Source organism: Pseudomonas sp. Teo4, assembly GCF_034387475.1.
Classification (GTDB): Bacteria; Pseudomonadota; Gammaproteobacteria; order Pseudomonadales; family Pseudomonadaceae; genus Aquipseudomonas.
In genome coordinates, this window is the sequence record NZ_JAXCIL010000001.1 from 3,487,434 (window position 1) to 3,500,738 (window position 13,305).

5 protein-coding genes and 5 pseudogenes are annotated in these 13,305 nt (G+C 63.0%); 2 read left to right on the top strand and 8 right to left on the bottom strand.

Annotation, left to right across the window (positions count from 1 at the left end):
• The first annotated feature begins 2 nt into the window (after positions 1–2).
• Positions 3–1,257: pseudogene (locus PspTeo4_RS15725) on the top strand (NAD(P)/FAD-dependent oxidoreductase).
• Between the two features lie 132 nt (positions 1,258–1,389).
• On the opposite strand, the pseudogene xenA reads toward PspTeo4_RS15725, so the two are convergent.
• Positions 1,390–2,480 (bottom strand): annotated as a pseudogene (gene xenA, locus PspTeo4_RS15730) (xenobiotic reductase XenA).
• Between the two features lie 53 nt (positions 2,481–2,533).
• Between xenA and PspTeo4_RS15735 the strand changes: the two are divergent.
• Positions 2,534–2,868, top strand: a pseudogene (locus tag PspTeo4_RS15735) (ArsR/SmtB family transcription factor).
• Positions 2,869–2,982: 114 nt separating this feature from the next.
• Here PspTeo4_RS15735 and PspTeo4_RS15740 read toward each other — a convergent pair.
• From PspTeo4_RS15740 to PspTeo4_RS15770, 7 genes and pseudogenes are all read right to left on the bottom strand, one after another.
• Positions 2,983–3,599, bottom strand: a pseudogene (locus tag PspTeo4_RS15740) (helix-turn-helix transcriptional regulator).
• A pseudogene (locus PspTeo4_RS15745) lies at positions 3,599–4,230 on the bottom strand (hypothetical protein). Before PspTeo4_RS15745 ends, PspTeo4_RS15740 begins: the two co-directional pseudogenes overlap by 1 nt.
• Before the next feature lie 465 nt (positions 4,231–4,695).
• Positions 4,696–6,333 (bottom strand): malate dehydrogenase (quinone), encoded by a 1,638-nt coding sequence (gene mqo, locus PspTeo4_RS15750; protein ID WP_322364665.1) that lies wholly within the window; start codon positions 6,331–6,333, stop codon positions 4,696–4,698.
• Positions 6,334–6,572: 239 nt separating this feature from the next.
• Positions 6,573–8,213, bottom strand: a complete 1,641-nt coding sequence (locus tag PspTeo4_RS15755; protein ID WP_322364666.1) for a fatty acid--CoA ligase — start codon at positions 8,211–8,213, stop codon at positions 6,573–6,575.
• 46 nt (positions 8,214–8,259) lie between these two features.
• Positions 8,260–10,752: an efflux RND transporter permease subunit gene (locus PspTeo4_RS15760; RefSeq protein ID WP_322364667.1), complete on the bottom strand. Its 2,493-nt coding sequence runs from the start codon at positions 10,750–10,752 to the stop codon at positions 8,260–8,262.
• Positions 10,753–10,775: 23 nt separating this feature from the next.
• Positions 10,776–11,858, bottom strand: a complete 1,083-nt coding sequence (locus PspTeo4_RS15765; protein ID WP_322364668.1) for a WD40/YVTN/BNR-like repeat-containing protein — start codon at positions 11,856–11,858, stop codon at positions 10,776–10,778.
• A gap of 65 nt (positions 11,859–11,923) precedes the next feature.
• Positions 11,924–13,282 carry a DUF1329 domain-containing protein gene (locus PspTeo4_RS15770; RefSeq protein WP_322364669.1) on the bottom strand — a complete coding sequence of 453 codons (1,359 nt, stop codon included), beginning with the start codon at positions 13,280–13,282 and terminating at the stop codon, positions 11,924–11,926.
• Positions 13,283–13,305: the final 23 nt, after the last annotated feature.

The window sequence follows — 13,305 nt, forward strand, 5'->3', positions numbered from 1 at the left end:
TCATGGTCGACGCCCTCTCCTCTGCTGATACCGACATCGCCGTGGTTGGCGCTGGCATCGTCGGCGTCGCCTGTGCCTTGCAACTGGCTCGCCAGGGCCGCCGGGTGCTGCTGATCGACCGCCAGGAACCTGGCTACGGCGCCTCTTACGGCAATGCCGGGCACCTGGCGACCGAGCAGGTGTTCCCCATCGCCGACCTGTCGATTCTCAAGCGTCTGCCACGCATGCTGCTGGACCCGATGGGCCCTTTGCGGCTGGACTGGAAGTACCTGCCCAAGGCCTTGCCCTGGTTCACCCGCTTGCTGCTCAACCTGCGCCCTGCGCCTTTCCAGCGCAGCGTGGCAGGTATCCGGGCGTTGAATGAAGCCAGCCTGGGTGCATGGCAACGGTTGTTGACGTCGATCGAGCGCAGCCATCTGCTCAGGAGGACGGCTCGCTGCTGGTGTTCGAACGACCGGAATCGCGACAGGCGCTCGATGCCTTGCAGGCGCGCATGCGTCAGCAGGCCGTGCCGGTCGAGCACTGGTCCGGCCACGCGGTACAGGCAGCAGCGCCGCAATTGAACCCGCAGATTCAGGGCGGTTTGTTCTTCCCGCGCACCGGGCATTTCCTCGACCCTTACCGCGTGGTCGCTGAATTGCTCGATGCCGCTCAAGCCTGTGGCGTGCGGTTCGCCCGGCATGAGGTCGTGGGTGCAAGACTGGACGCTCAGGGCGTGATCTTGGCCACTGGTCAGGGCCAAGTGAAAGCGCGTCAGGTACTGGTTGCCTGTGGGGCTCATTCGGCGAAGCTCACCACCGCGCTGACCGGCAAACCGGTGCCGCTGGACACCGAGCGCGGCTATCACCTGATGCTGCCTGGCGAACATCAGCGCTTGCCGTTCGCGGTCACCTCACTGGAGCGCAAGTTCATCATGACGCCCATGGCCGATGGCCTGCGCCTGGCTGGCACGGTGGAGTTCGCCGGGCTCGATGCGCCACCGAGCATGCAACGCGCCTGGCAGTTGCACCACTTGAGCAAGGGGTTGTTCCGGCGTGACCTCAGTGCTGAGGGGCAACGCCATGGATGGGCTTTCGACCGTCACTACCGGACTCGTTGCCGGTTATCGACCGGGTATGCGAAGGACGGGTGTTGCTGGCGTTCGGGCATCAGCATCTGGGGCTGACCCAGGCGGCGGTGACGGCGGAGTGGGTGGCGAAAATGCTGGCGGGCAACAGTGGACCGCAGATGGGGGCTTATCGGTTGGATCGGTTCTGATACACCGCCGACACGGACAATGTGGTGTATGGCACCGGCTTTGCCGGTGATCGCCGGCAAGCCGGCTCCTACAAGCGAGTGCGTAGCACTCCAGGAGTTGACTTGCTGGCGATCGAGCTGCAGAGCTGCCCCTCAGCGATAGCGCTCGAGCCAGTGCGCATAGGGCGCCGGCAAGGTCCACGAGGCTTTATCGACGCCCAGCTCCTTGGCCGCGAAATACGACCAGTGCGGGTCTGCCAAATGAGCACGCCCCACCGATACCAGGTCCAGCTGATCAGCCTTCAGCGCCCCTTCCGCCAACTGCGGGGTACCGAAGCCCCACGCAGAAGTTACCGGCAGACCGGCCTCGCGGCGCACACGCTCGGCAATCGGCCCCATGAAGGCGGGCCCCCATGGGATGTTGGTTTCGGGAATGGTGAAACCGACGCTGACACTCAGCAGGTCCAACCCGCCAGCCTTGAAACGACGCGCCAACTCGATCGATTCCTCAAGGGTCTGCTCGTCCCGGCCGTCATATTCCAGCACGCCGAAACGGGCGGTCAGCGGCAGGTGCTCAGGCCATACTTCACGCACGGCGGCGAGGGTTTCCAGCAGGAAGCGGCTGCGGTTCTCGAAGCTGCCGCCATAGGCATCGGTGCGTTGGTTGGAGTGCTCGGAGAAGAAGCTCTGGCCCAGATAACCATGGGCAAAGTGCAGTTCGATCCATTCGAACCCGGCATCACGGGCACGGCGGGCGGCATCGACGAAGTCCTGCTTGACCCGGGCGATGTCGTCGAGGGTCATGGCACGCGGCACTTTCGGCAGGTGGGCACCGAAGGCGATGGCCGACGGGGCGATGGTTTCCCAGCCGCGGGCGTCGTCGGCGGTAATGTGGTCATCGCCTCCCACGGGCGGTTGGCGCTGGCCTTGCGCCCGGCATGGGCGATCTGGATGCCCGGCACCGAGCCTGCGGCTTTGATCGCCTTCACCACCGGGACGAAAGCCTCGGCATGGGCATCGCTCCAGATACCCGCGCAACCGGGGGTGATACGCCCTTCCGGCGACACCGCGGTAGCCTCGACCACCAGCAGGCCGGCACCACCACGGGCAAGGCCTGCCAGGTGAACGTGGTGCCAATCGTTGATCATGCCGTCCTCGGCCATGTACTGGCACATAGGCGGAATGGCGATGCGGTTACGCAGGGTGACGTCCTTGAGGGTATAGGGTTCGAACAACGCAGACATGGGAACACTCCGAAGGGGAACGATATTTACGATAGTTCGATCATATTCGAACTATGGCAATTTGTGAAACCCCCGTTATCATGGCGACCATGCGAGCCTACAAACATCCCAACCCCGAAGACCTGATTCTGGAACGCGTGCTCTACGCCCTGAGCGACCCTGTGCGTCTGGAAATCGTGCGCCATCTGGCCGGCGTGGCCGAAGCCAGTTGCGGCGAACTGGACGGTGGTCGGCCAAAATCGAGCATGTCCCACCACTTCCGGTTTTGCGGGATGCGGGGCTGGTGCACACGCGTAACGTTGGCACCACGCATATGAATTCGCTACGCAGCGAAATGCTCGATGAGCGGTTTCCCGGTTTGCTGGCGTGCATCCTGCGGCAGATGTAGCTGGCGCCGGCCTCTTCGCGGGTAAACCCGCTCCCACAGGGCCTTCACATCATTGAAGATTGTGAAGATCCTGTGGGAGCGGGTTTACCCGCGAAGAGGCCGCTTCAGAGCACTTCAATCCTGCTCCTTGCGCAGGCCAAAACGACACACCTGCCCCCGCGCAACATGCACTCCAGGTGGCTCACCTCGCCTCCACCCAGTGCCCCGATCAACGCCAGGTCCAGCTCACACACCACCGGATGCGCCTTGGCCAGGTGGTGGAACACGCAGTTGTGCGCAACGATCTGCGGCTCGCCGGATGAGCGAAAGAACACTTCGGCTTCATAGCCGGCAGTGTTCATGTGCTGGACGATCCGCGCCTCATCGACCACTTGGTGCTCCAAATCCGCCGCCAGCTTGCGCCCCAACTGGCGCATCAGCGCCAGCAAGGCGTCCTGCCCCATCAGCCCGGCGACTTCACCAATCAGCAGGTTGGCCAGCAGCGGATACTGCCGAGGGAACAACTCCCGTCCGTGGTCGGTAAGCTGATGCAGCTGCTCCGGGCGCCGCCCGGTTGGCCGGGTGGCGCCGCGCTGAACCAGGCCGTCGCGTTCCAGCGAAGCCAGGTGCTGGCGTACCGCCGTGCGGGTGACCGCCAGGGCCTGCGCAAGGTCATCGATGCTCATGCCTGCGGGCTGATGCAGCAACGCATGGAGCAGGTCCTGCTGGGTACGACCGAGTCCTTCAAGCATCAGAATTTGTCCGGGAACTGTTTGACCAGCGCGGCCGTCAAGGCATCGGCCAGCGCCAGGATGTGCTCACGCATCATCGACCAGGTACGCGCTTCACCGGCATAGTCGCCAGCAGCGAGTTGGTCGATTTGCGCCACATGATGCCCGCCATGGGCACTGAGCATCGTGATCAGCGTTGCTTCCGGCAAATTCGGATTGGCCTTGGCCAGGAATGCGGCAATCGCCTTGGCGTTGGTGGTCAACTCGTCGACAGCGGCCTGCTGGCCCTTCTTGTCCTTGGCCACGGTGGCATCGCTGTAGTGCTTGATGGCCCCCAGTGCCCGCCCAACAGCTTGAACAGCTGGTCGGCCGCCACCTGGCCGTACAACGGGGCGATGCTGTTGGCAATGCGGGTGGCATTGCTGACCACTTCATTTCCGGCAACTTCGGCTTGCTTGGCATTGCCAGCCTGATTGGCGACCGCGTAGTTGCGGACCCAGAACACATGCTCGACCCAAAGGTCACGCAGGGCAAGGCGTGTGGTCAATGCGGCTGATTCGGCGGGTTTGGCGGTGGGAGTGGAGTAGCTTTGGCTCCATGCCGGCTGGGCGCACAGGGCGAGCAGCAGTAAGGCAGCAATCTTGATGTTCATGACGGCACCCTCCTGGAGGGGATCGACTGACAAGATTAATTTAAGCATCAAAATATGTTTTTATTCTAGGTGATAGGGAATTCCGATCAGTGGCGATGCGCGTCCGCGCAAGCAGAATGGGGCTTGCCTTGGGTTTTGTAGTGGTGCGCAGATCGAGCGCCGCCCGCGGCGCATCGCGAGCAAGGCTCGCTCCTACGTTTGTTTCGGGCCAGTTATGTCTGTGGAATTTGCGCGCGGGCGCTTTGGAGCATGGCGTGATATCGAGTCAAACAAACAAGGCGGTCGCGCGAGCCTGTCACAGGCGTTATTGGCCGTAAACAAACGTAGGAGCGAGCCTTGCTCGCGATGCGCCGCGCGGGCGGCGCTCGATCTCGAAAACGCCGAAAATGCCATGGCGAACCCTTCCAACCCCATAAAAAAAACCACGAGGTCTCCCCCGTGGTTTTTCGATCACAACACAGTCGCTTACAGCGCCATATCGTTCTCAGGCTTGCTTTCCAGCGGTTGGCTCACGCCAGTGCTGGTACCGACGCTCTGGTCGATCACCGGAGGCTTCTCCAGCTGCAGCACTTCAGCGGTGTAGTTCCACTCTTTCTGAGTGGCCGCCGCCGAATCGTTCAGCTTGGTGCCGTAGCTCGGGATGATTTCCTTGATCTTGGCCTGCCACTCAGGGGTCGCGACCTTCTCCTTGAACACGGTTTCCAGCACGTGCAGCATGATCGGCGCGGCAGTCGAAGCACCTGGCGAGGCACCCAGCAGGCCGGCGATGGTACGGTCTTGCGAGGCAACCACTTCGGTACCCAGCTTCAGCACGCCGCCTTGGGCTTCGTCACGCTTGATGATCTGCACACGCTGACCGGCCTGCCACAGCTTCCAGTCTTCCTTCTTGGCGTTCGGGAAGTAGGTGCGCAGGGCTTCGAAGCGGTCATCGTCAGACTGCATCAGCTGGCCAGCGAGGTATTCCACCAGCGGGTACTGGTCGATACCGACCTTGGCCATCGGCCACACGTTGTGGGTGGTGGTGCTGCTCAGCAGGTCCAGGTACGAGCCGTTCTTCAGGAACTTGGTCGAGAAGGTGGCGAATGGCCCGAACAGGATCACGCGCTTGCCGTCCAGCACGCGGGTGTCCAGGTGCGGAACCGACATGGGTGGTGCGCCGGTCGAGGCAATGCCGTAGGCCTTGGCCATGTGCTGCATGGCGACGGTCGGGTTCTCGGTGACCAGGAACGAGCCACCCACCGGGAAGCCTGCGTATTCCTTGGCTTCAGGAATGCCCGACTTCTGCAGCAGCTTCAGCGCGCCGCCGCCGGCACCGATGAACAGGAACTTGGCGTCGGTGGCCGACTCGGTACCGTCCTTCAGGTTCTTGTACTCGACGTGCCACGAGCCGTCTTCGTTGCGGGTGATGTCCTGTACTTCGCTGGACAGTTTCAGGTCGAACTTGTCCTGGGTCTTCAGGTGGCCGACGAACTGGCGGGTGATTTCGCCGAAGTTGACGTCGGTGCCGATCGGGGTCCAGGTCACGGCCAGCTTCTGGTTCGGGTCGCGGCCTTCCATCATCAGCGGGACCCACTTGGCGATCTGCGCGTGGTCCTCGGAATACTGCATCGGACGGAACAGCGGGCTCGCCTGCAGCGCGTCATAGCGCTTTTTCAGGAACTTGATGTTGTCGTCGCCCCACACGAAGCTCATGTGCGGCGTGGTGTTGATGAACGAGTGCGGGTTCTTCAACACGCCCTGGCGTACCTGCCAGGCCCAGAACTGACGGGAGATCTGGAACGATTCGTTGATTTCGATGGCCTTGGAGATGTTGACGTTGCCGTCTTTGTCTTCCGGGGTGTAGTTCAGCTCGGCCAGCGCAGAGTGGCCGGTACCGGCGTTGTTCCAGCCGTTGGAGCTTTCTTCGGCGACGCCGTCCAGGCGCTCGACCATCTCCATCGACCAGCTTGGCTCCAGCTCGTGCAGCCACACGGCCAGGGTGGAGCTCATGATGCCGCCGCCAACGAGCAGCACATCGACTTTCTTGGTTTCTGCGGCGTGCGCCTGCATGAAGCTTGCGGCGACAGCCAGACCCAGCAAGGTCTTGCCAGCTTTCTTGAACATTGATCAATTCCAGTCAGTAGAACGGAGGGGGGGCCTGTGGCTGGCCCAGAGGTTTCCGTGTTCTTCAGCGCAGGCTTGTTGTGATCATTGTTCAGCAGCCAGAGAACCAAGAAACGATCCAGCCTTTTGTCGAATTGACCGACAAAGCTGAATCGTTTCGCTGATTGTATCTTAAATGCCAGCACAAACAAATTGGCGCCCGGAACGTCAAGGCGACGGGTTGTCCCAGCGGCAGGTTGTCACGCCTGCATCTGCCGGATGCGCTTCTTGTCGATCTTGCCGACGCTGGTCTTGGGAATTTCGGCCACGAACTCGATCTGCCGTGGAATAGCCCACTTGTTGATCTGGCCGCGCTCGACGAACTGCTGCAAGTGCGCCACCAGCCCCTGCGGGTCAAGGCTGGTGCCCGGCGTGCACACCACCATCGCCATCGGCCGCTCGCCCCATTGCGCATCGGGCACGCCCACCACCGCCACGGCATCCACAGCAGCATGCTGGCTGATCAGGTTTTCCAGGGCCAACGAGCTGATCCACTCGCCACCGGTCTTGATCACGTCCTTGATCCGGTCCTTGATTTCGAGCACGCCCTGGCGGTCGATCGAGCCCATGTCACCGGTATGCAGCCAGCCACCCTGCCAAAGCTCGGCGCCCATCTGCGGCTCGTGCAGGTACCCCTGCGTCAGCCAGGGTGCCCGCACCACGATCTCCCCCAGCGACTCGCCATCGTGCGGCACATCGCAACCGTTGGCGTCGACGATGCGCACATCGACCATGCCCACAGGCGTGCCGGTCTTGATACGCAGAGCGATCTGTTCATCCATCGGCAAGGCCAGGTCGTCGTCGCGCAGGTGGGTGAGCGTCAGCAGCGGGCAGGTTTCCGACATGCCGTAGCCACAGTGAATCAGCATGCCGCGCTCACTGGCCTGCCGGGCCAGGCCGTGGGTCAGTGCGCTGCCGCCGAGCAGCATCTTCCAGCCGCTCAAGTCGGTACGCTGGCCTTCGTCACTGGCCAGCATCATTTGCAAGATGGTCGGCACACAGTGAGAGAAGGTCACGCCCTCCTCACGGAACAACCGCACCAGCTTGTCCGGCTCGTAGCGCCCTGGGTACACCTGCTTCACACCAAGCATGGTCGCCACGTACGGCACACCCCAGGCATGCACGTGGAACATCGGCGTGATTGGCATGTACACATCGTTGGAACGCAGCAGCGGCTGGCCTTCGTAAGCGGCAAAGGTGCCCAGCTCGTTGAGGGTGTGCAGCACCAGCTGGCGATGCGAGAAATACACGCCCTTGGGGTTGCCGGTTGTGCCGGTGGTGTAGAACAGCGTCGCCACCGAGTGCTCGTCGAAGTCATCGAAGTCGGCCTGGCTGGAGGCATTGCCCAACTGCGTTTCATACTCGCCCAGCACTGGCAATGTGGTGCTCGAGGGTTCGCCGTCGGTGAGCTGCAGGTAACCTTTGACCGTGGTCAGCTGGCCGTGGATCTGCTCCAGCAACGGCAGAAAGTCGTCATGCACCAGCACCAGGTCATCCTGGGCATGGTTCATGGTGTACAGCACCTGCTCGGCCGACAGACGAATATTCACCGTATGCAGCACCGCACCGAGCATGGGCACGGCGAAGAAGCACTCCAGCGCTCGGTGGCTGTCCCAGTCCATCAAAGCCACGGTATCGCCCGGCTTGACCCCGGCCGCGCGCAGCACGTTGGCCAGGCGCTGCACGCGCTCATTGAGCGTGCGGTAGCTGTAGCGCAGCTTGTCGGCATAGACAATCTGCTGGTCAGGCTGGTGACGCACGCCGGTCATCAGCAGTCGCTTGATCAGCAAGGGGTAGGCGTAGGCGCCGTCTGCCGGTGGCATTATTTTTGTGGTGGCCATGTAGGGTCGTTCCCGGTTTCAGTATTCGATGGAATGCGTTGTGCGCCTAGGCCGCCTCACGGGCCTGGGGCACAGGCGCATGTGGCTCGGCGCTGGCAGTCACCGTGTTCTTGCTGGGCAGCAGGAAATACGACAGCGCCGGAATCAGGATCAGTGCCCCCAGCATGTTCCACAGGAACATGAAGGTCAGCAGGATGCCCATGTCGGCCTGGAACTTGATGGGCGACCAGGCCCAGCCCACCACGCCCGCCGCCAAGGTGATGCCAACCAGGCCCACCACCCGACCGGTGAACGCCACCGCGTTCTGGTAAGCCTCGGCCAGCGAACGTCCCTGGCGCTGGTAATGCAGCTGCACGCTGAGCAGGTACAACGCGTAGTCCACGCCGATGCCTACGCCCAGGGCGATCACCGGCAAGGTCGCGACCTTCACGCCAATGCCCATGACTACCATCAGCGCCTCGCACAGTACCGAGGTCAGCACCAGCGGCAGCAACGCCACCACGGTGGCCCGCCAGCTGCGGAAGGTGAACAGGCAGAACACGGTCACCGCCAGGTACACGAACAGCAGCATGGTGCGGTTGGCGTCACGGACCACGATGTTGGTGGCGGCTTCGATCCCGGCATTACCGGCTGCCAGCAGGAATTGGCGGTCCGGGCTGCTGTTGTCACGGGCAAAGCGCTCGGCGATGGCGACGACATCGTCCAGCGTCTGGGCCTTGTGGTCTTTCAGGAAGGCAATGACCGGCATCATCGAGCAGTCATTGTTGAACAGTTCCGGTGCGTTGACCGAGGCCTGCTGCGCGGCGTAGTTGAGCATGTCCTGGTTGCGCTGCAGGCTGTTCATCTTGGGGTTGCCCTCGAATGAACCTGCAGTGATCTGGCGCACCGCATTGACCAGCGACACGGTGGTCTGCACGCCTGGATACTGCTGCATCTCCCAGGCCAGGCGATCGGCCAGCATCAGGGTCTGGTAGTTCAGGCAACCTTCCGGGGCAGTCTTGATCATTACCGCGAACTGGTCGCTGGACAGCGCGTAGTGTTGGGTGATGTAGGCATTGTCGCGGTTGTAACGTGAGTCAGCGCGCAATTCGGGGGCGCCGCTGTCCAGGTCGCCGATTTTCAGCTGCAGGCTGACCATGAAACCGACCACGCCCAGCATGGTGGCCGCCAGCACGGCACCGGTGGCCCACTTGCGCGTGGTGAAGCGGTCGAGCAAGTCCCACAGTTTGCCAAAGCCACGGTGCTCGGCGGCCCGCGAGTCGATGCGCAGCGCGCGCTCGGCCGCCTTGCGCCCTACCCCCACATACGACAACGCCACCGGAATCAGCAGCAGCGATGTGAAGATCAGCACCGCGACACCGATACTGGCGGTAATGGCCAGGTCCTGGATCACCGGAATGTCGATCAGCATCAGCACCGCGAACCCCACGGCGTCGGCCAGCAGCGCCGTGACACCGGCCACGAACAGACGGCGGAAGGTGTAGCGAGCAGCGACCAGCTTGTGGGTGCCACGGCCGATGTCCTGGAGGATGCCGTTCATTTTCTGCGCCGCGTGGGAAACGCCGATGGCGAAAATCAGGAACGGCACCAGGATCGAATAGGGGTCGATGGCGTAGCCCAACCAACCGACGATACCCAGCTGCCACACCACGGCGGCCAGCGAGCAGAACACCACCAGCAAGGTACTGCGCACGCAACGGGTATAGAGGAAGATGATCACCAACGAGGTGACCACGGCCAGGGCAAAGAACAGCATCACCTGAATCAGCCCGTCGATCAGGTCGCCCATCAGCTTGGCGAAACCAATCACCCGAACCTTGTACTTGCCGCTGCCCTCCTTGCCTTCAACACGCGCCTTGCTGTCGCCAGCGAACTCATACTTGTCGCGCAGTTGCTGTTCAAGCATCTGCGAAAACTGCCGGTAGTCGATGCCCTGGCCGCTGGCCAGATCGCGCTCCAGCAACGGCACCACCAGCATGCTCGACTTGAAATCGGTGGCCACCAGGCTGCCGACGATGCCGGCGCGGCCGATGTTCTGGCGCAGTTGCTCAAGGTCGGCTGGCCGGCCCTGGTAGTCATCGGGCATGACCGTGCCGCCCTGGAAGCCTTCCTCGGTGACTTCGGTCCAACGCACCCCGGGACTCCACAACGACTTCATCCACGCCCGGTCCACACCTTGGGCCAGGAACAGCTCATCGTTGACCTGCTTGAGCACTTCAAGGTACTCGGGGTCGAAGATGTCGCCCTGGGTGTTTTCCACCACCACCCGTACCGTGTTGCCCAGCCCACGCAGGGACTTGCGGTTCTCCAGGTAGTTCTGGATGTACGGCTGGCTCTGCGGAATCATCTTCTCGAAGCTTGGGCGCAGCTCAAGGCGGGTCAGCGCCACATAGCCCAGCACCAGGGTGACCAGCACCATGAACACCATGAACAGTGGGCGGTGGTTGAACACCAGGCGCTCCAGCAGGTTGCCCGAGCGGTGGTCGAAGTCGCGCAGGTCGCGGATCACCGGCATGGTGTCTTGCTTGATGTTGGCCATCACGGAGTTCTCTTTGCGATTTTTTATGGGTCTTGTCGTGCAGGCAGTACCCGCACGCCGCGTTCGCCGACCAGCACATTGCCATCGGCCAGGCCCTGCACCGCGCCGGCCACCGGGGCCAGTGGCGCAGTGGCCTGCAAGGTGAAACCAGCGCCACCGTCATGGCTGCGCAAGGCATGGCCGGCCTGGCTGAACAGCCAGATGTCACCGCTGGCATCCTGGCTGGCAGCGGTGATGCTCAGGGGCAGGCCGGTGTCCACCTTGGCCCAGCTCTGGCCGCCATCGGTGCTGCGTGCCACATGCCCGCGCAGGCCGTAGGCAAGTACCGCGTGGGGGGTCGCCAGCACACCGAACCAGGTGCCCTGGTAAGGGCTTGGCAAGGCCGTGAAGCGTTGCTGCCCGGCACTCCACTTGAGCAACAGGCCTTGCTCGCCAGCGATGTACACCGCATCGTCGGCGGTGGCGATGCTGGTCAGGTGCAGGCCCTGCGGGTTGTCGGTCTGGGCCTGCATCGGCACCCAGCTGCGCCCGCCGTCATCCGTGCGCAGAATCAGGTTGAACACGCCCACCGCATACCCATGCAAGGCATCGGTAAAGGCCACATCGAGCAGGGGCTTGTCCGCGCCCTCCTCCACCAGCCGCTGGCCTTCGGCTACCCATGTCGACCACTGCGCATCGCCCGGTTCGGCCAAGGCCCGCGCCTGATAGTGCGCCAGCACCAGGGCACCGATCTGGCGGCCATCAAGCTGTTTTTCCCAACTGGCACCGGCATCGCGGCTGTGCAACACCACACCGTCGTTGCCCACCGCCCAACCTTCGCTGGCGGTGGGAAACACCACGGCATTGAGGTCGGCACTCACCGGCACCTTGGCCTGTTGCCAATCGCGCCCCTGGTTATCGGAAAACACCACGTGGCCGCGCGCCCCGACGGCGACCAAGCGCGCCCCGGCTCGCGTCACGTCGCGCAACGGGCCGGTGGCTGCCAGCGCACTGGGCTTGGCCGGCAGGTCCAGCACGTCGACATACTCTGCCGCGACCGCCACACCGTGCCCGCAGGCCAACGCCAGCGCCAGCGCCAACGGCGCATATTTGTTGAATGGAACCATGCCCTGTCCTCTTGCACGGAACACCGGGCAGCCTCAAGACGCTGCCCGGCGCAGGCCTCTTGGGGTCAACGAATACCGGCGCCAGCCAGTGCCTCGGGCGACCACTGTGCCTTCGACAAAGGCGCGATGTACTCGATGCCGCCGTGGGGGCCGATCAGGCCGTTGATGTTGTAGCTGCCGCCCACCAGGTCGTAGACCACATGCGGGTTGTTGTTGGGCGTCTGCACGTCGTAGCTCTGGGTGAAGAAGCTGTACGAGCCGCGATACAGCTGGCCACGGGCGTCGTACTGGTCGGAAGCCAGGGCGAACCAGCTGTCCTCGTCCAGGTAGAAGCGGCGCTTGGCGTAGATGTGGCGGGCGTTGCCCTTGAGAGTGCCCTCAACCACCCATACGCGGTGCTTCTCCCAGCGCACCTGGTCGGAAGCCAAGTGTTTCGGGGTGGTCAGCACCTTGGGGTCCTTGATGTAGGTCAGCCGGTAGGTGTTGTAGGGCACATACATCTCCTGCTTGCCCACCAGGTGCCAGTCGTAGCGGTCCAGCGCGCCGTTGAACACGTAGATGTCATCGAAGGTGCCGGAGCCTGCAGTGCCTGGGTTCGGCGTGTCGTACGCCAGGTTCGGCGCCAGCTTCACCCGACGCTGCCCCGGCAGGTATTGCCAGGCACGGCGCTCCTGCACCAACGGGTTGGCGGCGTCCTTGATCATCATCGACTCACCAGCACGGCGCGCCGGGCCTTCGTAATACAGCTTGGTCTGGAAGTAGATGTCCTTGGCGTCGATGACCTTGTTCAGGTCTTCGTAGATCGGGTAGCCGTTGAAGGCCAGGCCCGTGGTGGCCAAGGCCGCTACACCCGCTGCGTCGACGTTCCAGGAGTCGTACTTGGCCTTCTGTGCCACGCCCTGGTAGCGCAGCAGGTGGTTCCACATGGCTTCGGCGCCGTTCTGCGGAATCGGGAACGGCACACCCGGCAGCACATTCTCGATGGCCATGCCGTTTTCCAGCGACTTGGCGGCACTGGCGTTCTTCAGGGTGTTGTCCAGCAGCACCTTGGGCAGCGCTGCGGTGCGGTGGGTGGGGTACACCTCGATGCGGAAGGTGGGGAAGCGCTTGGCCAGTTCCACGGTCGTCGCAGTCAGTTGGCCCTTGTACTGATCAACGTTCTTGCCATCGATCACCAGCAGCGGTTTTTCATTGGGGAAAGGGTCTGGGCGCAAACTGTCGCCGGTCTTGAAGCCGGCCGGCGGGGTGGTCAGACCGCCCTGGTAGGCCGGGATCGAACCATCGGCGTTCGCGGCCTTTTCGGCCCCCACCAGGGTCAGGTCCTTGCCCAGGCGGGAAACGTCCTGGGTGGAGGCGGCCGCGTGGGCATGGCTGGCCATGGCGGCCACCAGCGAGGCAGCCAGCAGGCTGTTCAGGTAGTTCATCGCGATTCTCCGCTTGTTGTTGT